This window comes from Streptomyces sp. Ag82_O1-12, assembly GCF_900182715.1.
Lineage (GTDB): Bacteria > Actinomycetota > Actinomycetes > Streptomycetales > Streptomycetaceae > Streptomyces > Streptomyces massasporeus.
In genome coordinates this window covers 6574487-6600788 of sequence record NZ_FXUW01000001.1, presented here as the reverse complement: position 1 = coordinate 6600788, position 26302 = coordinate 6574487, and the positions used below count along the sequence as shown (strand labels likewise).

At 72.5% G+C, this 26302-nt stretch carries 17 protein-coding genes; 2 read left to right on the top strand and 15 right to left on the bottom strand.

From position 1 onward, the window contains the following. Window positions 1-106 precede the first annotated feature (106 nt). The 3 genes from sigJ to QOL88_RS30185 are packed head-to-tail and all read right to left on the bottom strand — an operon-like array spanning window position 107 to window position 4297. A complete protein-coding gene (gene sigJ / locus QOL88_RS30195; protein WP_097221438.1) occupies window positions 107-1057 on the bottom strand; it encodes an RNA polymerase sigma factor SigJ in 951 nt (316 codons plus the stop codon). A gap of 10 nt (window positions 1058-1067) precedes the next feature. Beyond that, entirely contained in the window at window positions 1068-3485 is a 2418-nt protein-coding gene (locus QOL88_RS30190; protein WP_257027932.1) for a bifunctional salicylyl-CoA 5-hydroxylase/oxidoreductase, read from the bottom strand. After that, a complete protein-coding gene (locus QOL88_RS30185; RefSeq protein WP_097221436.1) occupies window positions 3470-4297 on the bottom strand; it encodes an enoyl-CoA hydratase family protein in 828 nt (275 codons plus the stop codon). The genes QOL88_RS30190 and QOL88_RS30185 overlap by 16 nt, the downstream gene beginning before the upstream one ends. A 309-nt stretch (window positions 4298-4606) precedes the next feature. Between QOL88_RS30185 and QOL88_RS30180 the strand changes: the two genes are divergently transcribed. Next, the gene (locus QOL88_RS30180) at window positions 4607-5074 is read left to right on the top strand and encodes an ATP-binding protein (RefSeq protein WP_097221435.1); all 468 of its coding nucleotides are present in this window, start codon (window positions 4607-4609) and stop codon (window positions 5072-5074) included. Here the strand turns inward: QOL88_RS30180 and QOL88_RS30175 are convergent. The 7 genes from QOL88_RS30175 to QOL88_RS30145 all read right to left on the bottom strand — a co-directional run bounded on the left by QOL88_RS30175 (window position 5031) and on the right by QOL88_RS30145 (window position 13279). Beyond that, window positions 5031-6467, bottom strand: coding sequence for an amino acid permease (locus QOL88_RS30175; RefSeq protein ID WP_097221434.1), 1437 nt, complete (start codon window positions 6465-6467; stop codon window positions 5031-5033). The genes QOL88_RS30180 and QOL88_RS30175 overlap by 44 nt on opposite strands. Before the next feature lie 103 nt (window positions 6468-6570). Beyond that, window positions 6571-7578, bottom strand: a complete 1008-nt coding sequence (argF, locus tag QOL88_RS30170) for an ornithine carbamoyltransferase (protein WP_097221433.1) — start codon at window positions 7576-7578, stop codon at window positions 6571-6573. 60 nt (window positions 7579-7638) lie between these two features. After that, window positions 7639-8862, bottom strand: a complete 1224-nt coding sequence (locus QOL88_RS30165; RefSeq protein ID WP_179879005.1) for an arginine deiminase — start codon at window positions 8860-8862, stop codon at window positions 7639-7641. Between the two features lie 100 nt (window positions 8863-8962). Beyond that, window positions 8963-10663 (bottom strand): HEXXH motif domain-containing protein, encoded by a 1701-nt coding sequence (locus tag QOL88_RS30160; protein ID WP_097221431.1) that lies wholly within the window; start codon window positions 10661-10663, stop codon window positions 8963-8965. Window positions 10664-10746: 83 nt separating this feature from the next. Continuing rightward, window positions 10747-10974: a hypothetical protein gene (locus tag QOL88_RS30155; protein ID WP_097221430.1), complete on the bottom strand. Its 228-nt coding sequence runs from the start codon at window positions 10972-10974 to the stop codon at window positions 10747-10749. Window positions 10975-11078: 104 nt separating this feature from the next. Then, window positions 11079-12185 (bottom strand): effector-associated domain 2-containing protein, encoded by a 1107-nt coding sequence (locus tag QOL88_RS30150; RefSeq protein WP_097221429.1) that lies wholly within the window; start codon window positions 12183-12185, stop codon window positions 11079-11081. Then, on the bottom strand, window positions 12182-13279 hold the full coding sequence (locus QOL88_RS30145) for a hypothetical protein (RefSeq protein WP_306456192.1): 1098 nt from the start codon (window positions 13277-13279) through the stop codon (window positions 12182-12184). Before QOL88_RS30145 ends, QOL88_RS30150 begins: the two co-directional genes overlap by 4 nt. Window positions 13280-13500: 221 nt before the next feature. Between QOL88_RS30145 and QOL88_RS30140 the strand changes: the two genes are divergently transcribed. Further along, entirely contained in the window at window positions 13501-14829 is a 1329-nt protein-coding gene (locus QOL88_RS30140; RefSeq protein WP_097221427.1) for a cation:proton antiporter, read from the top strand. A 44-nt stretch (window positions 14830-14873) separates the two neighbouring features. Here the strand turns inward: QOL88_RS30140 and fxsT are convergent, their stop codons facing one another. The 5 genes from fxsT to QOL88_RS30115 form a co-directional block, all read right to left on the bottom strand. After that, window positions 14874-19439: an FxSxx-COOH system tetratricopeptide repeat protein gene (gene fxsT, locus QOL88_RS30135; RefSeq protein ID WP_097221426.1), complete on the bottom strand. Its 4566-nt coding sequence runs from the start codon at window positions 19437-19439 to the stop codon at window positions 14874-14876. Continuing rightward, window positions 19440-20537, bottom strand: a complete 1098-nt coding sequence (locus QOL88_RS30130) for an AAA family ATPase (RefSeq protein ID WP_097221425.1) — start codon at window positions 20535-20537, stop codon at window positions 19440-19442. After that, window positions 20534-22084 carry a VMAP-C domain-containing protein gene (locus QOL88_RS30125; RefSeq protein ID WP_097221424.1) on the bottom strand — a complete coding sequence of 517 codons (1551 nt, stop codon included), beginning with the start codon at window positions 22082-22084 and terminating at the stop codon, window positions 20534-20536. The genes QOL88_RS30130 and QOL88_RS30125 overlap by 4 nt, the downstream gene beginning before the upstream one ends. Before the next feature lie 156 nt (window positions 22085-22240). Continuing rightward, window positions 22241-24781 carry a polynucleotide kinase-phosphatase gene (locus QOL88_RS30120; RefSeq protein WP_097221423.1) on the bottom strand — a complete coding sequence of 847 codons (2541 nt, stop codon included), beginning with the start codon at window positions 24779-24781 and terminating at the stop codon, window positions 22241-22243. Continuing rightward, window positions 24778-26241 (bottom strand): 3' terminal RNA ribose 2'-O-methyltransferase Hen1, encoded by a 1464-nt coding sequence (locus tag QOL88_RS30115; protein WP_179879004.1) that lies wholly within the window; start codon window positions 26239-26241, stop codon window positions 24778-24780. Before QOL88_RS30115 ends, QOL88_RS30120 begins: the two co-directional genes overlap by 4 nt. Between the last annotated feature and the right edge of the window lie 61 nt (window positions 26242-26302).

Below are 26302 nucleotides of genomic sequence, written 5' to 3'. Positions count from 1 at the left end.
CCTGTCATGACGGCTGTCTTCAGCGGGTTTCGCCTCTTGAACCGGGCGGCCCGCCGTTTCCTGACAGGAGCGTGGTGTGACGCGCGTCACACCACGACCGGTCGGGTCAGAAGACCGTGAGCAGGGGGTCTCCGTGGTCGCCGTCGGTCCACAGCCGGGTCGCGCGTTCGAGCTTGTCGGGGTTGACCTGGTTGCGGAACGCGACGATGCCGTCGGCGGCGACCTCCAGGCACATGACGCCGATGACCCGGCCGTCGAGGACCACCACGAGGGCGGGGTCGCCGTTGGCGGTCCAGGCGTAGACGTCGGGCGAGCCGCCGACCAGGGCGCGCTTGGCCGCGCTGGGCTTGAACAGGCCCCGCATGAACGTGGCGACCGCGAGGGCGCCTTCGAACGCCCTGGCGCGCGCCGGGACCTTCCCACCGCCGTCGCCGACCGCGACGGCGTCCCCGGTGAGCAGCTGCACGAGCGGCTCGGTCCGGCCGCTGGCTGCGGCCGCGAGGAACTCGTCGATGATCCGCCGGGCGGCGGTCTCGTCGATCTCGTTGCGGGTGCGGGCCCTGCCGTCCGCGACGCGCTTCTTCGCGCGGTGGAAGATCTGCTGGCTGGAGGCCTCGGTGATGTCGAGGATCTCGGCGATCTCCCGGTGCGGATAGTCGAAGGCCTCCCGCAGGACGTACACCGCCCGTTCGTTCGGGGACAGGCGCTCCAGCAGGACGAGCACCGCGTACGAGACCGATTCCCGCTGCTCGGCGGTGTCGGCGGGCCCGAGCATCCGGTCCCCGGCGAGCAGCGGCTCGGGCAGCCACTGCCCCACGTAGGTCTCGCGCCGCGCGCGGGCCGAGGTGAGCTGGTTGAGGCACAGGTTGGTGAGCACCTTCGTCAGCCAGGCCTCGGGGACCTCGATGCGCTCGATGTCGGCGCCCTGCCAGCGCAGGAACGTCTCCTGCACGGCGTCCTCGGCCTCGCTCGCCGACCCGAGCATCCGATAGGCCACCGCCTCCAGGCGCGGCCTGAAGGCTTCGAACCGGTCCACGTCGTCCAGGGTCAGGGCCATACCACGGATCCTAACCGCCGTCGGCGGCGCCGCCTCCCAGACTCAGTCGCGGTTTCGGGGCGTCCGTACGGCCCGTCTGAGGGCGGCGGCTTCCCGCGCGGTACGGGGCCGGCCAGGGCGCACCCGGGCCGGTGTAACCCTGCTCGGCCGCCGCGTGCAGGGTCCAGTGGGGGTCGTAGAGGTGGGGGCGGGCCAGGGCGCAGAGGTCGGTGCGGCCCGCGAGGATCAGGGAGTTCACGTCGTCCCAGCTGGAGATCGCGCCGACCGCGATCACCGGGATGCCGGTGCTGTGGCGGATCCGGTCCGCGAACGGCGTCTGGTACGACCGTCCGAACTCCGGCCGCTCGTCGGCCACGACCTGGCCCGTCGACACGTCGATCGCGTCGGCGCCGTGCGCGGCGAAGGCCCGCGCGATCTCGACGGCGTCCTCGGCGGTCGTGCCGCCCTCGGCCCAGTCGGTGGCGGAGACGCGGACGGTCATGGGCCGCTCCCCCGGCCACACGTTCCGTACGGCGTCGAAGACCTCCAGCGGGAAGCGCAGCCGCTCCTCCAGGGAGCCGCCGTAGGCGTCGGTGCGCCGGTTGGTCAGCGGGGAGAGGAACCCGGACAGCAGGTAGCCGTGCGCGCAGTGCAGTTCGAGCAGGTCGAACCCGGCCCGGGCGGCGCGCACCGCCGACGCCGTGAACTGCTCCCGGATGTCGGTGAGTTGAGCGCGAGACAGCTCACGCGGCGTCTGGCTGAACGTCTTGTACGGCAGCGCCGAGGGGGCGACGAGCGGCCAGTTGCCCTCGTCCAACGGCTCGTCCATGCCCTCCCACATCAGCCGCGTGGAGCCCTTGCGGCCGCTGTGGCCGAGCTGCACGCCGATCGCGGTGCCGGGGGCCCGGTCGTGCACGAAGTTGGTGATCCGCTTCCACGCCTCGGCCTGCCGGCCGGTGTAGAGGCCGGCGCAACCGGGCGTGATGCGGCCCTCCTCGCTGACGCACACCATCTCCGTCATCACCAGCCCGGCCCCGCCCAGCGCCCGCGCGCCCAGGTGGACGAGGTGGAAGTCGCCGGGGACTCCGTCGACGGCCGAGTACATGTCCATGGGCGAGACGACGACCCGGTTGCGCAGGGTCAGGCCCCGCAGCCGGAACGGCGTGAACATCGGGGGCGTGCCGGGCGGGCAGCCGAACTCGCGCTCGACCGTCTCCGTGAAGCGGGCGTCGCGCAGCCGCAGGTTGTCGTGCGTGACGCGGCGGCTGCGGGTGAGCAGGTTGAAGGCGAACTGGCGGGGCGGCTGGTCCAGGTACAGGGCGATGTTCTCGAACCACTCCAGGCTGGCCCGGGCCGCGCGCTGGGTGGAGGCGACGACGGGGCGCCGCTCCTCCTCGTAGGCGGTCAGGGCCTCGGGCAGCGAGTCGCGCTCCTCCAGACAGGCGGCCAGGGCCAGCGCGTCCTCGACTGCGAGCTTGGTGCCGGATCCGATGGAGAAGTGGGCGGTGTGGGCGGCGTCCCCGAGGAGCACGATGTTGCCGTGCGACCAGCGGTCGTTGACGACCGTGCGGAACGTCGTCCACGCGGAGTTGTTCGACTTCAGGGGGCGGCCGCGGAGCGCCTCCGCGAAGATCTTGCCGCAGCGCTCGATCGACTCCGCTGCACCGAGCTCGTCGAAGCCGGCCGCGTGCCAGACCTCTTCGCGCATCTCGATGATCACGGTCGAGGCGTCGAGGGCGTAGGGGTAGCCGTGGAGCTGCATCACGCCGTGTTCGGTCTCGGCGATCTCGAAGCGGAAGGAGTCGAAGGGGAAGTCGGCGGCGAGCCAGATGTAGCGGCAGCGGTGGGTGGTCACCCGGGGGCGGAAGACGTCCGCGTGGGTCTCGCGGGTGGCGCTGTGGATACCGTCCGCGGCGACGACCAGGTCGTGGGTGTGCGCAAGGTCGTGCGGCGCCTCGGTGCGGAAGCGGAGCTCGACGCCGAGTTCGCGGCAGCGGGTGTGGAGGATCTCGAGCAGCCGCTTGCGGCCCAGGGCCGCGAATCCGTGCCCTGAGGAGGTGTGGCGGTGGGTGCGGTGGACGATGTCTATGTCGTCCCAGCGGGTGAAGTGCCGCTGGAGGGCCTCGTAGACCTTGGGGTCGGCGTGTTCGATGCCGCCCAGGGTTTCGTCGGAGAGGACCACGCCGAAGCCGAAGGTGTCGTCGGGGGCGTCGCGTTCCCAGACGGTGATCTGCCGTTCCGGGTCGAGGCGTTTGAGGAGGGCGGCGGCGTAGAGCCCTCCCGGGCCGCCGCCGATGATCGCCACGCGCAGGGGGTGGTTCGCGTCGTGGTGCGCGTGCGTTGTGGCTTGTCGCACCTGCGTTGTGGCTTGTCGCGCCCGCTCGGCGGTAGCCGCGTGTTCAGCACTGCCCCGCGCCCCTGGGGGCACCGCGGTCACCGTCCGCTCCATTTCGGGGGGCGCTTCTCCGTGAACGCCGCGTGGAACTCCGCGTAGTCCTCCCCTGTCATCAGGAGGGCCTGGGTCGAGGCGTCGAGTTCGATCGAGGCAGCCATGGGCATGTCCAGTTCGGACGTGAGCAGGGCCTTGGTCTGGGCGTATGCCAGAGCCGGGCCCTCCGCCAGGCGGCGGGCCAGCTGTTGTGCGGCCTCGTCGGCGGCGCCTTCCTCCGTCAGTTCGCTGATCAGGCCGATGCGCTCCGCCTCCAGGGCCCGGACCGGGTCGCCCAGCATCAGCAGGCGGGTCGCGTGCCCCAGGCCGACGACCCGGGGCAGCAGGTAGGCCGCGCCCATGTCGCCGCCGGAGAGGCCGACGCGGGTGAAGAGGAAGGCGAAGCGCGCGGTGGGGTCGGCGACGCGGAAGTCCGCGGCCAGGGCGAGGACCGCTCCCGCTCCCGCGGCCACGCCGTGCAGCGCCGCGATCACGGGGAACGGGCACTCGCGGATCGCGCGGACCACCTGGCCGGTCATCCGGTTGAAGTCCAGGAGCTGGGCGGTGTCCATGCCGAGGGTGGCGCCGATGATCTCGTCGACGTCGCCGCCGGAGCAGAAGCCGCGGCCCTCCCCGGCCAGCACCATGGCCCGTACGGCCCGCTCCCGGGACAGCTCCGCGAGCAGGTCGCGCAGGTCGGCGTAGGCGCCGAAGGTGAGCGCGTTGAGCTTCTCGGGGCGGGCCAGGGTGACGGTGGCGACGCCGTCGGCGATGTCGACGCGCAGATGCTCCCAGCCTGGGGTGCGGGCGGCGGAGCCGGTGAAGGGACTCATGACGTGCGGCCTCCTCGGGCGGGCACTGCCTCACAGAGCTCTACCCTCCGAAGCTATCACTCATCCGTGACTGTCGTCATGAGTGCGCGATAGGCCGTCCGGGTAGGACTCCGATGGGATGCCCGGCGTGACCTGGGCCGGTTACATCCGTCACAGATCGTCCACACCGGCGTAACGGCGGGAGCAGCTGTGCGCGGCGGCGCGTTCACCTGGGTAAGCCGTCCGGCAAGGAGGCAACGGCGCCTCCGACGGTGCCCCTCGGACGCCTCGGAAGAGCGGCGCCGTACCATTCACAAGGTTGAAAGCAGGATGTCCTGCTCCATGAACGGACCCGCCGTGTACGAACTCTCCTCAGCCCCCGCCTCCTGGCGCATCGCGCTGCCGCACACCGCAGCGGCGGTGCCCGTGGCCCGCGCCCTGGTCCGTACGGCGCTGGCCGAGCTGAAGCACGGGGCGGACTGCGACACCGCGGAGCTGCTGACGGCGGAGCTGGTGGCGAACGCCGTGGAGCACACCACGGGCGAGACGCCGATAGAGCTTGTCGTGGAGCTGATGCCGTCGGGATGTCAGGTCGAGGTGCACGACACCGACCCGGCCCCGCCCGGCGACCTCACCCGTCCGGCCGGCGGGCCGCCCGACCCCTGGCAGGAGCACGGGCGCGGGCTGCTGCTGATCCGCACCCTGAGCTCCTCCTGCGGGCACCGCCCGACCGAGTCCGGCAAGGCGGTCTGGTTCAGACTGCCTGTGGTTCCCGCTCAGCGGCGTTCGTCGGCGTGACCGCGGCGAGCCGGGAGTTCCGGCGCCCGTAGAGCAGGTACAGGGCGATCCCGACCAGCAGGAATCCCGCGAACTGGAGCCAGGTCGTCGCGCCCGTCTCGTACATCAGGTACAGGCAGAAACCGACGCCGAGCAGCGGCGTGACGGGGTAGAGCGGCACCCGGAAGGTGCGGGCGAGGTCGGGCTCGCGGCGGCGCAGGGCGATGACCGCGATGTTGACGACGGCCATGGTGGCGAGCGTGCCGATGGTGCACAGGTTGACCACGGCGTCCAGCGGGGCGAAGGCCGCGGGGAGCGCGAAGACGCCCGCCACGATCAGCGTGCCGGCGACCGGCGTGGAGGTCTTCGGCGACACCTTCTCGAAGACGCGCGGGATCAGCCCGTCGCGCGACATGGACATCAGGATCCGCGTCTGGCCGTACATCACGGCGAGCACGACCGACGCGATGGCGACGACCGCGCCGAAGGCGATCACACCGCCGCCGACGGTGGAGCCGGTGACCTGGTTGACGACGTAGGACAGGGCCGCCGGACGGCCGCCGACCGCGTCGCCGCCGATGGCGCCGATCGCGGCGAGCGCGACCGCGCAGTAGAGCAGCGTGACCAGACCGATGCAGACGAGGATCGCGACGGGGATGTCGCGGCGCGGGTTCTTGGCCTCTTCACCGGCGGTGGTGATCGCGTCGAAGCCGATGTACGAGAAGAAGGCGGCGGTGGTGCCCGCGCCGATGCCGGCGAGGCCCGTCGGCGAGAACGGGGTGAGGTTGCCGTCCTCGAACGCGGTGAAGCCGATCGCGACGAAGGCCACCAGGACGGCGAGCTTCAGCACGGCCATCGCGGCCGTGGCCCGGGCGCTCTCGCGCACGCCCCGCACCAGCAGGACGGCGGCCATGGCGATGACGATCACGGCCGGGAGGTTGACGACCCCGCCGTCGCCCGGCCCGGCCGACAGGGCCGTGGGCAGGTGCACTCCGACGACGCTGTCGAGGAGCTCGTTGACGTACTGGCTCCAGCCGACCGCCACCGCGGACACCGACACGCCGTACTCCAGCAGCAGGCACCAGCCGACGAGGAAGGCCGTGCCCTCGCCGAGACCGGCGTAGGCGAAGGAGTACGAGGAGCCGGAGACCGGGATCGCGCCGCCCAGCTCGGCGAAGGCGAACGCGGTGAAGACGCAGGTGATCGCGGCGAGGAGGAAGGAGACGACGACGGCCGGGCCGGCCTGGGCGACGGAGTCGGACAGTCCGACGAAGATGCCGGTGCCGACGATCGCGCCGACGCCGAAGCAGACCAGCTGGAAGAGACCCATCGTGCGCTTCAGACCGTGACCCTCACGGTCGGCGCCCGACTCCGCCACGAGGAGGGCGGGGGGCTTGATACGGGGAGCGGGCATGCGGGTGGTGCTCGGTTCTGGTGGTGCGGGAGTGCGACGGGTTCGTCGCGCGGCGGCCGCGGAGGAGGGGTGGTTCCGGGCCGCCGGTCAGCATAAGGCCTGTTCAGGCGAGGGTTGCCACCATGACCGCCTTGATGGTGTGCATCCGGTTCTCCGCCTCGTCGAAGACGACCGAGTGGGCCGACTCGAAGACCTCGTCGGAGACCTCCAGGTAGTCCAGGCCGTAGGCCGCGTGGATCTCCTGGCCGACCTTGGTACCGAGGTCGTGGAAGGCGGGCAGGCAGTGCAGGAACTTCACGTCCGGGTTGCCCGTGGCGCGCAGGACGTCCATGGTCACCGCGTAGGGGGCGAGGGCGGTGATGCGCTCGGCCCAGACCTCCTTCGGCTCGCCCATCGAGACCCAGACGTCCGTGGCGACGAAGTCGGCGCCGCGGACGCCCTCGTCCACGGTCTCGGTGAGCGTGATGCGGGCGCCACTGGTCGCGGCGAGCGCGCGGGCCCGCTCGACGATCTCCTCGGCGGGCCAGTACGCCTTCGGCGCGACGATCCGTACGTCCATGCCGAGCAGGGCGCCGGTGACCAGGTAGGAGTTGCCCATGTTGAAGCGGGCGTCCCCCAGGTAGGCGAAGGCGACCTCGGTCAGCGGCTTGGCGCAGTGCTCGGTCATGGTCAGCACGTCGGCGAGCATCTGGGTGGGGTGCCAGTCGTCGGTGAGCCCGTTGTAGACGGGCACCCCGGCGTGCGCCGCCAGCTCCTCCACCTTCTGCTGGCTGTCGCCCCGGTACTCGATCGCGTCGTACATCCGGCCCAGCACCCGCGCGGTGTCCTTGACCGACTCCTTGTGCCCTATCTGGGAGCCGGAGGGGTCGAGGTACGTGGTCGAGGCGCCCTGATTGACGGCCGCGACCTCGAACGCGCAGCGGGTGCGGGTGGAGGTCTTCTCGAAGATCAGCGCGATGTTCCGGCCCTGGAGGTACCGGGGCTCGATCCCGCCCCTCTTGGCGGCCTTCAGGTCGGCGGCCAGCTCGACCAGACCGCGGAACTCCTCCGCGGTGAAGTCCAGCTCCTTGAGGAGATGGCGGCCGGCGAGGGCGGTCGGGACAGTCGCCATGGGGGCACTCCAGAGATACGAGGACGGGGATGCTGGAATACTATACGAGCTCCAGCATGCCTATACGGGATCGCGTTCGACCGGGCAGCTCATGCACCGTGGGCCGCCCCTGCCCCGGCCCAGTTCGCTGCCCGGGATCTCTATCACCTCGATGCCCTGTTTGCGCAGGTGGGTGTTGGTGGTGGAGTTCCGTTCGTAGGCGACCACCACCCCGGGTTCGACGGCGAGGACGTTACAGCCGTCGTCCCACTGCTCGCGCTCGGCCGCGTGCACGTCCTGGGTGGCGGTCAGGACGCGGATCTGGTTCAGGCCGAGGGCGGCGGCGATCGCGCGGTGCATGTGCTCCGGCGGATGGTCGGTGACCTTCAGCTCCTTCTCGCCGACGCCCGGCTCGATGGTGTACGAGCGGAGCATGCCGAGGCCCGCGTACTGGGTGAAGGTGTCGCCGTCGACCATCGTCATCACGGTGTCCAGGTGCATGAAGGCACGCCGCTTGGGCATGTCCAGGGCCACGATCGTCTCGGCCGACCCGGCGGCGAACAGCTTGTGCGCGAGCATCTCCACGGCCTGCGGGGTGGTGCGCTCGCTCATGCCGATGAGCACCGCCCCGTTGCCGATGACCAGCACGTCCCCGCCCTCGATGGTGGACGGGTAGTCGCTCTGCCCCTTCGACCACTCGTGGAACGTCTCGTCGCGGAACAGCGGATGGTGCCGGTAGATCGCCTCGAAGTGCACGGTCTCGCGCTGCCGGGCGGGCCATCGCATGGCGTTGATGGACACGCCGTCGTAGATCCAGGCGGAGGTGTCGCGGGTGAAGAGGTGGTTGGGCAGCGGACCCAGCAGGAAGTCGTCCAGTTCCATGACGTGGAAGCGCACGGAGGTCGGCTCCGGGTGCACGTCGAGGAACTCGCGTTTCGTCATACCGCCAATCAGGACCTCGGCCAGCTCCGGAGCGGGCATGTTCTCGAAGGCGGCTCTGAGCGGGTCGGTGGCCAGCGGGCCGTACTCCTTCTCGTCGAAGACCCGCTCCAGGACGAGAGATCTGGCCGCCGGGACCTCGAGCGTCTCGGCCAGCAGGTCACCGAAGAGGTGGACCTCGACGCCGCGGTCGCGCAGCACGTCGGCGAACCCGTCGTGCTCGGCGCGGGCCCTGCGCACCCACAGCACGTCGTCGAAGAGCAGCGAGGTCTTGTTGCTGGGGGTGAGCCTTTTGAGCTCGAGATCGGGCCGGTGCAGGATGACGCGGCGCAGCCGCCCGGCCTCGGAGTGGACGTGGTATGCCATGCCTCCATCCTGACCGTCGGAGGGTGTGTTGACGCGCTCCTCGACCGTTTCCATGGCGGCCAGTTCTCGTCGCGCCGACGACAAGCGGGGCAGGGCCTGCTCACACCCGGGGTGAGGGCTCCAGCAGTTCCTCCGGCCGGGCCAGCATCCGGCGGGCGGCCCGGCCCGGTTCGAGGATCGTCCGGGCGACGATCCAGCCCGCGAGGGCATGCGGCTCGGCCGGGGCGTCGGCCAGGACCTCGGCGTACCGCGTGAGCGCGGCGGTCGCGTCCCCGGCGGCGAGGTGCTCGTCCGCGGTGCGCGGTGCGGCGGGGCGGGTCGCGAAGGCGTGGGTGCGCAGGTCCGGCCAGGAGGTGCGGTCGGGACGGAAGCGGAGGCCCGACGGGGCGGCGGCCGGAGCGGGCACGACGTTGCGCAGCCGCCACTCGGTGCGGTGCAGGGCGGCGGCGGTGCGGGCACGGGTCAGTGCGGCCGGCGGGACGTCCTCCCGCAGCCAGCCGTCGAGGGTGCGGGCGAGTCCTGACACGAGGGCACGGCCCTGTGGGGTGAGGCGGCCCTCCAGCAGCAGTGTGCGCACCACGAGCCGGCTCTGCAGGCGGCGCAGCGCGAAGTGGTAGCCGGCCGTACCGGCCGCACGGGCGTCCCGCGCCTCGGCCAGCCGGTCCCGCCAGAATCCGGCGACACCGGTGAACGCGTAGGCCCCGTGCAACAGTCCGGTGAGGTGGCGCGGATCCGGTCGCCAGGGGGCGTAGTAGCGCTCCTCCCGGTCGTCGTCGAGCAGGGGGAAGAGGTGCAGGAGGGCGGCCAGCTTGCTGTGCTGGAACTCGTGCACCAGCGTCTCGGCGAGCGCCGTGCCGGACGACGGGCGGGCGATCACCATGGCCCCGAAGGAATCGCCGCTGGAGGCGGACACCAGCACCGTGGGCGGGGCGGGCGGCAGCGTGCCGGTACGCCCCCAGGGCACCACTGCCCGGATCTCGCGGGGGTCGAACCGGCCGGGCCCGTCGCCGCCCGGCGCGGCGAGCAGCGCGGTGGCCTCGTCGAACAGCCGCTGCCAGGCCTCGGCTTCGTCGAGGTCCAGCCGTGCGGGCGGGAGGGGATCGTCCAGGTCGCGGTACGGGTCGAGGTCTTCCAGCGGGATGGCGATCGGCCCGTCGGGGGTGGAGTGGGTGAGCGTGCGCAGGGGCAGCCAGGCGGGGGTGTCCGCAGCCGGTGCCGACAGCGACCGCGTCGCCGGGCGGACCGTCGATGACACGGTGGCGCCGTCCCGGCCCGGGCCGGACAGCGTCAACTCGCCCCGGCCCGTACGGGCCCTGCCGATCGTCAGCCCCTCCTGCGCCCCGGGGAGTCGGGCCATCCCCAGGCCCGGCAGCGGCAGCGCGCCGTCGGTGAGCGCGACGCGGAGGTCCGCCCGCGTGCCGGCGCGCAGGGACGCCGCGGCGGCCAGGGCGCCCAGATGCCCGGCCTCGGCCCACAGCGGCGGGCCCGACGCCGTGCCGTGCAGCCGGCGCAGCAGGTGAGCGATCCAGGCGCCGGTCGCCGGGGCGAGCAGCAGCCGGTCGACCGGGCCGGGCGCCGCGGCGGCGGCCCTTTTGAGGACGTCCCAGGCTTCGGCGGCGGGGCTCAACGGCGTGCTCAGTGTGCCGAGTCGGTCCAGCAGGGTCCGCAGGAGCAGCAGCCGCCGCGCCCGCTCCGCCCGTTCGAGGAAGGCGACGGCCGCCGCGGAGCCGCCCCCCGCCGCCAGTTCCGCCAGGATCCGCTCGGGCATGCGGAACGGGGCGGGGCGCGGCTCGCTGGGCATGCGGGACCTCCGGTCGCGGGTGGGGCGTGGGCCCCGGCACAGCGTCGAGGCCACGTGCGGGCCGGCTGCCGGGGGCTGGGGACCTATTCGGCCCGGGCGCTCCCCTCGCTGCCCCCTCTGATGCTGCCGCGGGCCCGCAGGACCTCGCCGAGGAGGCGGGCGGAGGGGTGGAGGGGGGCGAGACCGTCCACCGCGGTCAGGGGCAGTTCCGTCAGGTCGGCGAGATCCGACTCCCAGACGGCGGTACCAGCAGCCGCGGCCGGCTCGCGGACGGCGACTTCGGCGTGGTACAGAGCGGGCTGCTGGTCCAAGATGCTCCCCCTTCTCGCACGGTGGCACGCGATGCCCCGTGCCTGTTCATTTCCATCATGGCCATTCCTGCCCGGGTCGAAAACCGTACGATCACGCCACCCGATCATTTCCGCTCGTCCGGGCGCCGCACCGAAGCGGCGAACTCGGCGAGCGCCGTGTCCAGTTGGGCTTTCAGATCCGGTGCGTCGTCCAGGGCGACCACCGCGTCGAACAGCTCCCACAACGCCTGCGGCCGGCGCCCGGCAATCCCGTTGAGGATGCTGACGACATCGGTGCGTGCCCTGCTGTGGCGTGCCAGTGTTCCCGCGACACGGGGGTCCAACGAGGCGACGACCGCCTGCCGTTCGGTGGGATCCCTCATCATCGGATAGGCGAGGAGAGCGTCCACGGCGCGCTGCAGCGGCGAAGCCGGCCGGCCCCCGGTGCCCCGCCCCGTCGGCGCCACGGTCTCGGTGCGCTCGGGGCTCCGCAGCCGTATCTCCGGATACTGCAGAGTACGTCCCGCTTCCCTGAGGGCCGCGATACGCGCTCGTACGGCCGGAAACAGTCCCTCCGGATCGGGTGGTGCGGGCAGGACGGCGGCCCGGTCGGCCAGTAGCCCCAGCAGGATCTCGGAGAACAGGCCCGTCGCGCGGTCGGGATCGTTGGCGGCGGCCCGCCCGCGCCCGGCGGCCTGCAGCAGCGTTTGCCGGTGGGCGTGGTTGCGCCGCCCCACCGGCAGGGCGTCCGGCGGCAGTTGCTCACGGAAGGCGAGGTCCTCTTCGAAGGTCTCGCAGGCGTCCACGATCCACAGCTGCTCCCCGAAGGCCGGTACGGCGTCGCCGGCGTACCGGTCGAGGGCGGTGTCCAGGTCGATGCCCAGCTTGTCGGCGGTGCTGGCGTCGGAGCAGAACAACCGCAGGTGCCCGGTCCGGTCGAGCACGCCGTGCCCGCCCCACCAGACCCACAGGACGTCACCCTGCTCCTGGGGCAGTTCCCGTACGAGGACACGGCGCAGGGTCGCGTGGTCGGCGGGCCGATGAGCGACCCCGGGGTCGTAGGAGGGCAAGGGGTCGAGGTGGAGCCGGAGTTGTTCCTCCGGCACCCCGGACTCCCGCAGCAGCCGGTGGAAGGCGACCGCGTCGCGGGCCGGGCCGGGCAGGTTCCAGCGATGGCCGGCGTCGTAGCGCTCGATGCCGACGATCAGCGCGTGCACGCGGGAGGGGTTCACGGCAGCCGTCCCACGATGTGCCGGTACACCTCGGGATTGGTCCAGTAGGCGCTGTGGGAGGCGGGGAAGGGCTGGCGGCTGTCGACCAGGACGTCCGTGACCCGCCCCGGGAAGAGGCCCGCGCCGACGTAGGAGAGCAGGTCGCGCGGGTCGTAGAGGTTGAGCCAGTCGGGCATGTGCGGTGGGAGCGGCGACGGGTGTTCGAGGGAGGGCAGGGACCCGGACTCGTAGAGCAGGGGACCCTGGGAGCCCGCTGTCACCAGGAGCCGGACCTCGGGCAGCGGGGTGGAGATCAGGGTGTCCAGGGCGATGATGCCGCCCAGGCTGTGACCGACGAGCGTGACGGGCGGTTCCAGGCCCTTGACCAGCGCGTTCAGGTCGGTGCGGACCGCCTCGCCCCGGCTGAGGTAGCGCAGGATGTCGGCGGCCGCCGGATGAGCGGCCTCGGTGAGGGCGCGCCGGCGGCGTTCGACGGCACGGGAGGCCGCCGAGCCCGCCAGGCGCAGCACCAGGGAGCGCACTCCTCGTTCCGTGCCCCGGGGAGCTGCACCGAGTGCCACGGCCAGTCGCCCGGCGACGGCGTCACGGCTGTCGCCGACCGGTACGAGCGGGGCGTCGGAGTCCAGGGCGTCGGCGATGACCCGGGCGGTCAGGCTGCGGGCCACGAGGTCCGCGAGATCCTCGGGGGCCACGGCGCCGGCGGCCGGTCCGAGCAGCGGGTGTGCGGCGAGGTCGGTGGCGGCGCGGGCGAGGCCGGGCCCCAGCTCCAGTGCCGGCTCGTCTCCTTGAGCCGCGAGTGCCGCCAGCCGAGCGCGGATCGCCCGGTCCGGCGGCAGGGATCCGGGGGCCAGCTCGACGGCCTGCGGCGCTGCGGCTGCCGCGAGGGCGAGCTCCGCGTACGGGTCGGAGTACAGGGCTGCCCAAACGGCCGCCTCGTCCTCCTCGTCGTCAGCTCCGGCCGGACCCCGGGACATGCCGCCCGGCGCGGCGGGGAGACTGGCGCCGCCCGCCGCGAGCGTGGCGCCGTGCGTGTCGCCCCAGTAGTACGGCACGATGCGAAGTCCCTGGCGCAGGGCGGTCAGTCCGGCTGCCACGCGCCCCGCAAGCTTCGAGAAGCCCGGTTCGCGCACCCCTGTTCCATGGATGAAGACGACCGTCGCCAATGTGCCCCCCGTGACACCGGTGCAGTGCTGTGTACGACTGCCGATACTTCATCAAGTTACCTCTATCATAAGGAGGTTGGGGTCGCGCATCGGTGCGGGGCCCCGTCCTCGTCCGCGCTGCGGGCCATGACAACTGGACACGGGGGGACGTTGTGAGCCCTGAAGCGGTGGTCACGCATTTCCTGTTCGCCTCGGCCCTGATCCTTGCGGTCGGCCACGGCGCCGGCTGGCTGGCCCAGCGGCTGAAGCAGCCGTACATCGTGGGTCAGCTGGCAGCGGGCATCGCCCTCGGTCCCTCGCTGCTCGGCAGTGCGGCGCCGGACGCCTACACCGTGCTGTTCCCCCGGGAGATCGGCACGGCGCTGACCGGGCTCGCCCAGTTCGCCCTGGTGGTCTTCCTGTTCGCGGTGGGGTACGAGCTGGATCTGAAGATCCTCGGCGACCGGGCGCGCACGGTCGTGACGGTGGCGCTGGCGTCGTTCGTGGTGCCGATGGCGGTGGGCAGCGGCTGTGCGCTGCTGTTCCGGCAGCAGTTGCGACAGCTGGACATGCCCGGGCTGACGGTCGGCATGGTGCTGTTCGCCGGGGTCGCCCTGTCGATAACGGCCGTGCCGGTGCTGACGGCCATCGTGCGGGAGAACGACCTGGCCGACACCGTGCCGGGAATCCTCGCGGTGTCCGCGGCCGGGCTGCTCGATGTGATCGGGTGGACGGTGCTGGCCGGGACGATGCTGGACAGCGACAGCGGTGAGCACCTACTGGGCTGGCAGGGGCGGGCGCTCATCGCGGCCGGCTTCGTGGTGCTGATGCTGCTGGCGGCCCGCCCGGTGCTGCGCCGGCTGCTGTGGCGCACCCGGATGGAGCCGTCGCTGCGGCTGGCGCTGCTCATCGGCTTCGCCTGCGCGTCGGCGTCCGTGACCCAGTTCCTCGGGCTGCACGCCATCTGCGGTGCCCTGCTCGCCGGGATCGTCTGCCCGCGTGAGGACGACGGCACGCTCGACCCGGATCTGCTGCGGCCGCTGCACGTCGTCGGCTCGCTGCTGGTGCCGTACTTCTTCGTCTTCTCGGGGCAGTCCGTCACCCTGAACAGCATGAACACCACCGGGTGGCTCACGCTGCTGGTGGTGACACTACTGGCGGTGATCACGAAGATCGGCAGCGGCACGGTGGCAGCCCGGCTGGGCGGGGTGGACCGCGACGACGCGCGCACCGTCGGTGTCCTGCTGAGCGCCCGCGGCCTGACGGAACTGATCGCGCTCAACGCCGGTTTCCAGGCCGGCCTGGTGAGCAAGCCGCTCTACACGGTGCTGGTCTTCATGGCCCTGGCCACGACGCTGCTCACCCAGCCCTTGCTGAACCTGGTCCGCCGGCTGTCGGATCACGAGCCGACCCGCGCCCCGGGGCGCGGGGAAGCGGCCCCCGCGCACGGCCCTCGCCCGGCCGACCCCGCGTCCACCACACCGGTGGTGGACGCGAGCTGACCGGTCCGGGGTGGCCCGAGTGCCACCCCGGCCGGGAAGGCCCGCTACAGCGGCATCGGCGCCATGTCGCACTCGATCCGGCGGCGCTGACGGGCCGCGACCAGCCACGGGTGGTCGGCGCGCACCACGCGGGCGAATCCGTCCGTCGCCTTGCGCTGGAGCTCGTCGGCCTCCGCGCCCCGCCCGAGACCCCGCAGGTCGAGAGCGAGGTTCGCCATGCAGGAGAACGTCAGCGGGTGCTCCTCGCCCGCGATCTCGGTGAGCAGCTCGAGATTGGCCTGGTCGATCTCGTGCGCCCGTTCGAAGTCGACGCGCGCGTAAGCCGTGTTGGCCTGCCCGATGGCCACCGTGAGGGTGGTGACGTGCCGGGGGCCCACCCGGTCGGCCAGTCGGCTCGCGGCGTCGTCCTCCAGCTCCTGAGCCTGCTCCAGGGCGCCCTGCGCGCGCAGCGTGGCGGCCAGGTTCGCCTTGGTGAGCAACGTGTACGCGTGGTTGGCGCCGAGGCGCTGCTCGAACCGCCGCAGCGTCACCTCCGCCAGCTGGCGCGAGCTGTCGAGGTCGCCGGACAGCCGCTGGTCGACGGACATGTTGGTGGCCGACGACATCGCGTCGAAGTGGTCCGGACCGTAGCGGGCGATGAAACGCCGCAGCGTCTCCTCCGCGAGTTTGGCCGCCTCCGTGTGCGCCCCGTCCCGGCGTCGGCACACGGCGAGGTTTCTGGCGACGCGCAGCGTCAGCGGATGCTCCTCGCCGAGTTCGCTGCGCGCCCTGCGGTACGCGTCCTCCTGGAAGTCGCGGGCGCCGGGGTAGTCCCCGCTCTCGCGCATGTCGATGGAGAGCGCGTTGAGGGTGTTGAGGGTGAAGAAGCTGGCGGGGCCGAACAGCAGTTCACGCTGCTGGGCGTTCTCCTGGTCCAGGGGCAGCGCCTCCTTGAACCGGCCGCACAGCCGCAGGGCAACCCCCCAGGCGTGGGTGGCCCGCAGGGTCATCGGGTCGTCCGGCCCGAACAGGGACCGGGCCAGCTCGGTGGCCTCCTGTGTCAGGGCCCGGGCTTCGTCGAACCGGCCCTGATAGCCGTGGGCGTCCGCCATCTCGCACAGCGAGTCGATCAGGTTCTCCGGGTCGACCTCGGTCCTGCGGGAGATCTCCAGGGCCTTCTCGGTGAGCGGGATGGACTCGGGGACCTGGCCGATCTGCCGCAGCAGGAATCCGAGGCTCTTCATCATCCGCAGGACGTTGACGTCCTCCTCGCCGGACGCCGCGATCCAGGCGCTCCAGGCCTGGCGGGCGAAGTCGGCGGCACCGACGTGGTCTCCCCAGTAGTAGAGGAACCACACGGTGTCGAAGACCAGCTCCCGCACATAGGTGTCGGTGCTGCTCACGGCCTGGGAGGTGAGCACGTGCGGCAACAGCGCCTGGTAGGCGCGCCATTCCAGCGACGAGCCGTAGGGGCCCGGCTTGGCGGCCGAGAGGAGCTGATGCGCGGCGTCCCGCATCCGCTCCCGTTCCTCGGCGCTCAGTTTGGCCAGGAGCACGGTCTGGAGCAGGCGGTGCATCTGGAGGGTGTCGGACCGTGGGTCGACCTTGACCAGGGAGAACTGGCTGAGGTCGCGGACGGCGCGGTTCAGTTTGATCGACTCGCGCAGCAGGGGGTCGACCTCGGGCGTGACGTTGACGCCGCGGCTGCCGCGCAGCATCGCCCGGGGAATGGGCTCGGGCGCCATGCTGGCGCAGATGTCGAGCAGTTGCCGCGCGCCCGGGTTGTTCTCCTTGATCCGCTCCAGCGAGATGTCCCAGGCGGCCGCGACGGAGACCGGGTAGTCGGGGGCCGGGTCGAGTTCGAGGATCTCGGGGCTGCGCTGCGCGAGCAGATCGAGGTACTCGTCGACCTGCATGCCCGTGACCGCGCGCCACGCCCCCGCCTGCTCGACCGCGAGCGGCAGGTCGCCCAGGGCCTCCGCGAGCCGGCCTGCGTCCTCGGTGGACAGGTCGGGCGACCGCTTCCGGAGGAGTTCGACCGATTCCTCGCGCTCGAACACGTTGACGGGCAACGACGTGGCGACCCTCTCCCACGCACGGTTCCGGGACGTGACGATGACCTTGCCCGGGCCGTTGGTCGGGAAGAACTGACGCACCGCCTCGACGTCTTCGGCGTTGTCGAAGACCAGCAGCCAGTTGTCGTAGGGCGCGCCGGTGCGCAGGGCCTCCAGGACGGCCGGCACGGCGGTGTTGGCGGCGGGCGCGCCGAGGTCCTGCCCGGTGGGAGCGACGCCCAGCTGGGCCGCCAGCTGGGCCAGCGCGGCGAGGATGAGGCTCTCGCGTTCGGCGGGGATCCAGCAGATCACCCGGTAGTCGTGCTGGTGGGTGTAGACGTACTCCAGTGCCAGCTGTGACTTGCCGACGCCGCCGAGGCCGTGCAGGGCGTTGGGCAGCACCGCTGCCGTGTCCTGCGCCCCCAGCTGCTCCTCCACGGCACTCAGCAGCGCCTGCCGGCCGACGAACGAGGTGTTCCGGAGGGGAACGTTCACCAGGAGGGCGGGCGCTGACGACGTCGTCATGGTGCTCGGCATGGGGGGCTCAGCCTCCGGGGGTTCTTGTGGGGTGACGTCGGATACCAGGGGTGGCACGGGAGGTTCTCCAGGTTCGTTGGGGACGTTCGACGGTGGCAGACTTCCCGATCCGTCGGACAATCCCCCATGAGCCTCGCGGTTCACCTCAGAGGGTGCGGGCTCGGACGTTCCCGGACTCACTCGTTCGGTGGCACCGGGGCCGCGGGCGCGGGCCGGTCCGGGCTCGATCCGGCGGGCCCGCTCGGAGTACGGGCCCGAGAGCGCCCGCATCACGGCCAGCTCGCTGCGCACCCAGCCCCCCTCGGCCGCGTCGGGCAGCGTCGCGCCCATCGGGTCGCGCAGTGCGGCGCGCAGTGCGACGCCCCGGGCCCCCGCGGCGGGCAGCTCACCCACCACGCTGACCGTGTGCGCGAGTTGGCTGCGGGTGGTGGTGGCGAGCAGTTCCTCACGGACGCCGTCGGCGAACTCGGGGTGTCCCCCGCCGTCGCTGTCCCAGTCGATCAGCCCGCCCATCAGGATCTCGGCGAGGTGGTCCGGGCCGGTCTCCGGCATGGTGCGCCGCCGCAACTGCTCCACGAGGTCGAACTCGAAGGGAATGGCCGCGAGTTGGGTGGCCAGCCGACGGGCGGCCGGGGTGGCGAGGGTGAAGAAGCGACGCACGGCGGCCTTGGCGGCGGCCGGGAAGCGCGGGGCACGCAGTCCGGGCGCGGGCGACCCCTTGGTGAGGGTGCCGGCCAGCACGACCGGCAGCGCGCGGCGCACGCCGCGCTCCCCGGTGACGAGATCGGCCCAGGCGGCCAGGGAGCCGGGCTTCAGCGAGAGCACCGGCACGGGCACGGCGCCGTCGCCCGCGTCGGGCAGCGGCCGCAGGGGGTCGGGCCCGCCGGGCGGCGCCCAGTGTTCGAGTCCGTCGTTGGCGACGCCGAATCCGCCCGCCTCCAGCACGGCCGGGTGGGGGTAGAGCGAGGTGCGGTGCCGCAGATGCGGCGGCAGGAGGTGCACCAGGGCCGTGGGGCCGGCGTGGGCGAGCCGGCCGAGCAGGTCGTCGGCGGCGGGCGCGGCCCAGCCGTGGGCGAGGCCGTCGGTGACGACGAGGAAGACGCGGTCGCCGCGTCCGTCGAGCAGTTCGGCCGGGTCGGCGGCGGCCCGGCCGGCGGTCCAGCGCAGGGTGGCGGTCCCGGTGCGCGGCAGGTGCACCCGGACCGTGCGGACGGCCCGGAAGGCGCCGCTGTGCTCGGCGGCCTGAGCGAGGCGGGCGGTGGACTCGTCCCAGATGCGCAGGGTCGGCGCGTCGTCGACGAGCACGACCAGGTCGAAGGCAGCCCTCCGGGCGGGCCTCAGGAAGGGCATCCACATGCCGTCGACGACCCCCTGCTCGGCGGTGGTCTCCTCGTCGAGTTCCAGTGCCTCGCGGGTGGGCACGCGCCGGGCCAGCTGATGCAGGGCGCGGGCGAACAGGGCGGTGGTGCGCCCCGCGGCCTGCTCGGGGCGGTCGTCGGCGGGCAGCAGCGGCTGTCCGAGGCGCAGAGTGAGGCGGCCTTGGGCGTCGGGTAACAGGCGGGCCGCGACGGCCGGTTCCGCGGGCAGGGCCGAGTCGTCGGCCCACAGCTGCCGACGGCCGCCGGGGCCGCCCGTGGGAGCCGGGGTGGCGGGGGCGACGGGCTCTCGCGGGGGACGTACGGCGTCGGGGATCGGGTCGGCGAGGTCGCCCTCGGCGGTCGGGGGCGAGTCCGGCCGGTCCGGGTCCTCCCCTTCCCGGGGAGGCACGGGAGGCGGGGCCGGGAGTGTCGCCGCGCGGTCCGGTGTGTGCTCCGGTCCGGAGGGGGCGGGGCCGCCGTGACGGTTCCAGTACGCGGCGAGCCAGACCGCGTCGGCGACGTCCTGCCAGCGCGGGGCGGGCGCCTCCGGGGTGTCCGGGACCGCCGCTCCGTGCTCTGCCGCCTGGTCGGCGGACTCGGGGGACGCCGAAGGGGGCGACGACCCCGAAACGGGAAATCCGTCGCCGAGCCCGGATGCGTGCTCCCTGGGATAGCCCTTCATTCAGCGGCCCTTCGCGAGGTCGCGCAGGAGCATTTCCACGAGCTTACGCCCGTCACCATCCGCCTGGAAACCACCCGTGGTAGTCATATGGACAGCACTGAGTAGCTGGTCCAGTGAGTGGATGCCGCCGGACTGGACACGCTGGACGAACAGGTCGACCAGGTCTTCCGTGCCCTGCGGGCGGGTGCCGAGGTGCCCTTCGACCATGGCCAGGAGCTGCTCCCGGGTGGGGGTGCGCATCTCCAGCGGCAGACAGCGCCGGCGGAAGGCGGCGGGAAATTCGCGTTCCCCGTTGCTGGTGATCACCACGACCGGGAACTCCCGGCACTCGATCCGCCCGTCGCGCACCTCGGCGCGGCCCCCGGGGTCACTGGTGTGGACGCTCGCGGTGTCCGCGGCGTCGCGCACCAGCTCGGGGACGTCATAGCTTCCGTTCTCCAGGACGTGCAACAGGTCGTTCGGCAGGTCGATGTCGCTCTTGTCGAGCTCGTCGACGAGAAGCACCCGGGGACGATCGTAGGGCAGCAGCGCGGTCCCCAGGGGACCCAGCGTGATGAAGTCCCCGAGAACCGGGGGAAGTTGACGAGGTTTTTGAGGAAGCGCCGTGTTGACGTCCGCGGTGGGGGCGCCCTCGTCCGGGTCCGGCTCCCACGCCGCCGCGTGCCGCAGCCCTGCCCGCCAGGCGGCGATGGCCTGGGCCCGGCCCATGGCGTCATGGGCGTAGAGGCCGTCGCGCAGGGTGGTGCGGCTGACGATGTTCCACTCCAGGACCCGCCCGAGGCCCAGCTCGCGGGAGACGAGGTACGCGAGGGTGGACTTGCCGACGCCGGGCGGGCCGGTGATCAGCAGAGGCCGGCGCAGCAGCAGGGCCGCGTTGACGACGTCGATCTCTTCCTCGCCCAGCTGCGGGGTGACGTCGCCCGGGCCCATGCGGCGCAGCGCGGCCTGCGGGTCGGCCGGCGGCACGGGCAGGGGCGGTCCGCCGCGGAACCGGCGCCAGGGCGGCGGCGCGGGCAGGGCGGGTGGTTCGGCGGGGGCGCTGCCCGTGCCGTGGAAGACCCGCCATCCGTTCGGGGCCGTCTGCTCCTGCGCGCTCATGCCGGTGCCTCCTCGCTGGCGAGATCGCCTGGGTCGGTGGGCTGGAAGTCGACGGGACGCGTCGGATCGTCCCAGAAAAACCCGATATGTCTACCAAGGAGCTCTCCGGGCCCCCGGCCCTCGCTCTCGGCGTTCCTGCGCAGCAGGTGCACGGCCACCGGGATCCTCGCCGGGGTGGGTGCCGCGGCGAACAGGGCGGTCACCACCTCACGGCGCTCTTCGCGGAAGACACCTCTGCGGTCCCAGATGGCGATTCCTATCCCCTCCGCTATGGCGGCCTTGAGGGCCTCCAGTGCCAGGACGTCGGTCGGGGCGTCGAGCACCACCGCCGTATGACGTGGTTCCCCGGCGAGGCCGGACTGCCACGCGCCGAGCCGGCCGCCGTCCGGTTCGCGCCACCCGTGCACCAGGACGCCGTCCTCGCGCAGGGTTCGCCAGCGTTCCCGCCACTGGTCCCGCACCAGGGCGTCGTCCGTGCGCATCCGCTCCAGACTCCGCAGATGCACCCCGTACTTCAGGCTGAGCGGGAGCGGCTGTCCGTCGCCGATCCGGAACGTCAGACCCGCCACATCGTGGTTGAGGAGGTCGTACGGGAGGACGAACTCGATGTACGGCGGTGGCTGCCGGCGTCCACTCGCGTCGGGGTCGCGGGGCGCCGACCAGAGGCGGGCGCCCTGCCGTAACGCGCGCTGGACGGCGGTGCCGAGCTCGTCGAGGGTGGTCGTGGCGGGTTCGCCGGGCTGGGGGTCCCAGTGGCCGGGGACGGTGTTGAGCCAGGGGCGGACGATGATCTCACCGGTGCCGTCCCGGGCCGGTTCGACAGCGATGACCAGGCAGCGCGGGATGTCCGGATCACTCGTCACCGTGCCGCGCACCCGCCGGCGTTCCTCCAGCGCCCCGGTCAGAGCGGCGCGCCGGGCCCAGTCCGAGGCCCAGCCGGCCAGTGCGGTGCGGTGCGCGGGAGCGGCGACGAGCCGGGCGGCGTGGTCGACCAGGAGAACGGCCGGGGGGAGCCCGTCCGGCTGGACGTTCCAGTCGAGGACGTGGGCGAGGAGTTGCTCCGGGGTGAGCCCGGTGGGCAGGTCGAGTCCGTTGAGCTCCTCGACGAGGGCGTCGCGCAACCGGGCCGCGGGCAGGTCGCCCTGGGCGAGGAGGGCGCGGGCGCAGGCCTCGTCGTCACGGGTGAGGGGGCCTTGCAGGGCGGGCGGCGGGGCCGGTGCGAGCCACTGCGCGAGCAGCTGGTCGAGCTCGTCGCCCGCCAGGTCGCCCTCGAGGATCCGCACCACTTCGACCAGTACGCGTTCGCCACCCGGCATGTTCAGGGCGGCCCGCACCAGCAGCACCACGTCCTCGCGCAACTTGACGCCACGCAGGTCGATCCGCCGCCCCAGCAGGTCACCGAGGACGACACCGAAGTGCAGCCGCCCCTGGGCGTCCTCCATGCAGCCGAGGCCGCACAGGGCGTTGGTCAGCCCGAGCAGCAGCCGTAAGCCGTCCGCACGCCCGGACTCGCCCTCGGGTTCGCCGAACCCCGCGTGTGTCTCCACCGACTTTCCCCCTGAGCCGGTACACCTGCCTGACCGACCAGCGAAGTTAGCACGGCAACCAGCGGTTAACCAGGGACGAATGGGACCGGAAGGGCGACGTCCGGCCAGGAGCGTCCCAGGCGGGACAAGCCTGGCCGGAATCGTGCACCCTCCGGTTCACAACCTCGGGTCCACCGGCTCCGACTCCAGCGCCAGCACCCCGAACACCGCCTCGTGCACCCGCCACAGCGGCTCGCCCTCGGCCAGCCGGTCCAGGGCCTCCAGGCCCAGCGCGTACTCGCGGATCGCCAGGGACCGCTTGTGGTTGAGGAATCGCGAGCGCAGGCGGGCGAGGTTCTCCGGGCGGGTGTACTCCGGGCCGTAGATGATCCGGAGGTACTCGCGGCCGCGGCACTTGATGCCGGGCTGCACCAGGCGGCCCTGGCCGTCGCGGACGACCGCGCCGACGGGCTTGACGACCATGCCCTCGCCGCCGCGGCCGGTCATCTCCAGCCACCAGTCGACGCCGGCCCGCACCGACTCCGGGTCGGCGGTGTCGACGTAGAGGCGCCGGGTGGTCTGGAGCAGGCCGCTGCCGTCGTGCTCGACGAGCCGGTCGAGCAGGGCGAGCTGCTCGTCGTGCGGGAGGCCGGCGAGGCTGCGTCCCTGGACCGCGAGGATCTGGAACGGTGCCAGGCGCACGCCGTCCAGGCCGTCCGTGGTCCAGCAGTAGCGGCGGTACGCCTCGGTGAACGCGGCCGCGTCGGTGGCGCGTTCGCCGGTGCGGGTCAGCAGGCCCGCCACGTCCACGCCGCGCGCCGCCGCGCCCTGGAGGGCGCTCAGAGCCTCCGGGAGCACCGCGCCGGACGCGGCGCCCACGGCCGCGTACTGCGACCTCAGCAGCCCGGACGCCTTCAGCGACCAGGGCATCAACTCGGCGTCCAGCAGCAGCCAGTCCGTCTCCAGATCGTCCCAGAGGCCGGCCTCGCCGGCCGCCGTGCGCACCCGGTCGAGGATCTCCTCGGTGAGCGCGTCGTCGTCGAGGAAGGGGCGTCCGGTGCGGGTGTAGAGGGACCCCGTGGGGCCGTCCACGCCGAAGCGCTTGCGGGCCGCCTGCGCGTCGCGGCACACCAGGGCCACCGCCCGCGAGCCCATGTGCTTCTCCTCGCACACGACCCGGGCGACACCGTCGTCCTTGTACTGGGCGAAGGCCTCCTCAGGGTGCTCCAAGTAGCCCTCGACGCGGCTCGTGGCCGTCGGGGCCATGGTCGGCGGGAGGTACGGCAGCAGCCGCGGGTCCACCGCGAAGCGGCTCATGACCTCCAGGGCCGCCGCCGCGTTCTCCTCGCGGATCGAGACGCGGCCCTGGTGCCGGGTCTCGACGACCCTGCGGCCCCGCACGTCCGCCAGGTCCAGCGGGCGGCCGTCCTGCCCGCCCGGCGCCTCGCTGCGCAGCGGCTTCGTCGGCTCGTACCACACCTGCTCCGCCGGGACGTCGGCCAGTTCGCGCTCCGGCCAGCGCAGGGCGGTGAGCTTGCCGCCGAACACCGCGCCGGTGTCCAGGCAGATGGTGTTGTTGAGCCAGGTCGCCTCCGGTACGGGCGTGTGACCGTAGACGACCGCGGCCCGGCCCCGGTAGTCCTCCGCCCACGGGTAGCGCACGGGCAGGCCGAACTCGTCGGTCTCCCCGGTGGTGTCGCCGTACAGGGCGTGGCTGCGGACCCGGCCGGAGGTGCGGCCGTGGTACTTCTCGGGCAGACCGGCGTGGCAGACGACCAGCCGGCCGCCGTCGAGGACGTAGTGGCTGACGAGGCCGTCGAGGAACTCCCGTACCTCGGCGACGAACTCCTCGCTCTCGCCCGCCATCTGCTCGATGGTCTCGGCGAGGCCGTGGGTGTGCTGGACCTTGCGGCCGCGCAGGTACCGGCCGTACTTGTTCTCGTGGTTGCCGGGCACGCACAGGGCGTTGCCGGACTTCGCCATCGCCATGACACGGCGCAGCACGCCGGGGCTGTCCGGGCCGCGGTCGACCAGGTCGCCGACGAAGACGGCCGTGCGGCCCTCCGGGTGAACCCCGTCGACGTAGCCCAGCTTGCCGAGCAGGGCCTCCAGTTCGGCGGCGCAGCCGTGGATGTCGCCGATGATGTCGAACGGGCCGGTGAGGTGGGTCAGGTCGTTGAAGCGCTTCTCGGTGACGACCGTGGCGTGCTCGACCTCCTCGACGCCGCGCAGGATGTGCACCTTGCGGAAACCCTCGCGCTCCAGGTGCCTCAGGGAGCGGCGCAGTTCGCGGGTGTGGCGCTGGATGACCCGGCGGGGCATGTCGGCGCGGTCGGTGCGGGCCGCGTTGCGCTCGGCGCACACCTCCTCGGGCACGTCGAGCACGATCGCGATCGGCAGCACGTCGTACTGCTTGGCCAGGTCGATCAGCTGACGGCGGGCGTCGGACTGCACGCTGGTCGCGTCCACGACCGTGCGGCGGCCGGCGGCCAGGCGCTTGCCCGCGATGTAGTGCAGGACGTCGAAGGCGTCCTTGGTGGCGCCCTGGTCGTTCTCGTCGTCCGAGACGAGGCCGCGGCAGAAGTCGGACGAGATGACCTCGGTGGGCTTGAAGTGCCTGCGGGCGAAGGTGGACTTGCCAGAGCCGGTGGCCCCGACCAGCACCACCAGGGACAGGTCGGTGACGGGCAGCACGCGCCCCTGCTGTGCGTCGGTCATGCCGCCTTCGCCTCCTTCGGCGTGGTCAGGGTGAATACGGCCATCTGGGTGGGCGGCCCCACCTCGGGGTCGTCGGGGCCGACAGGCTCGAACGCGACGCCGTAGCCGTGCCGTTCGGCCACCCCCTCGGCCCATGCGCGAAACTCCGCGCGGGTCCACTCGAAGCGGTGGTCGCCGTGCCGGACATGGCCGGCCGGGAGGGACTCCCAGCGCACGTTGTACTCGACGTTCGGGGTGGTCACCAGGACCGTCCTCGGACGGGCCGAGCCGAACACCGCGTACTCCAGGGCGGGCAGCCTGGGCAGGTCGAGGTGCTCGATCACCTCGCTGAGCACGGCGGCGTCGTAGCCCTTGAGCCGGGCGTCGGTGTACGCGAGCGAGCCCTGGAAGAGCTGGACGCGGGAGGCCTGCCGCTCGCCCATGCGGTCCAGCTTGAGCCGCCGGGAGGCGATGGTGAGCGCACGCATCGACACGTCCACGCCGACGATCTCGGTGAACGCCGGGTCCTTGAGCAGCGTCTGCACCAACTGGCCCTGACCGCAGCCGAGATCGAGGACCCGGGCGGCTTTGGACTGCCTCAGCGCCGTGACGATCGCCTCGCGGCGCCGCACGGCCAGCGGGGTCGGCTTCTCCTCGGCCTCGGTCTCCGCCTCGACGGCGTTGTCGATCTCCTCGACCTCGCTGTCGTCGGTCTCGGCGAGCCGCACCAGCTCCAGGCGCTCGGTGGCCTGCCGGGTCAGTGCCCAGCGGCGCGACAGGTAGCGGCTGGTGATCAACCGCTGCTCCGGGTGGCCGGGCAGCCAGCCCTCACCGACGCGCAGCAGCTTGTCGACCTCGTCGGGGGCGACCCAGTAGTGCTTGGCGTCGTCGAGGACGGGGAGCAGGACGTAGAGGTGGCGCAGGGCCTCGGCGAGGGTGAGCGTGTCCGATTCCAGGACGAGGCGCACGTACCGCGAATCGCCCCACTCCGGGAACTCGGTGTCCAGTGCCACAGGCTCGGCGGTGACGGTCCAGCCGAGCGGTTCGAAGAGCTTGCGTACGAGGTCGGGGCCGCCGCGGGCGGGCAGTGCCGGCACCTCGACGCGCAGCGGCCTGGCCTGGCCGGGGAGCTCGGGCCTCGCTTTGCAGACGCCCTTCATCGCACTGGAGAAGACGCTGCTCAGCGCCACGGCGAGCAGGGAGGAGGCCGCGTAGGGGCGGTCGTTGACGTACTGCGCGAGTGCCGCGTCCGGGGCGCCGCCGCGGCCCTTGCCCTTGCCGCGCCTGACCAGTGCCACCGCGTCGACCTCCAGCAGCAGCGCCGCCGTGCAGCGCCCGGCCTCGGCCTCGGGGTAGAGGACGTGAGCCGTGCCGTAGGAGGTGGAGAACGCCTGCGCGTTGTCGGGATGCTTGTGCAGCAGGTAGCCGAGATCGGTGGCGGGGCGTTCGGGAGTGCCGGTGGTGGTGATCGTCAGGAACATGCGGAGGGCCTCTCCGGCTGGGTGGATGCTTGCGGTGCCGTACATGCGGGAGCCCCCAGGA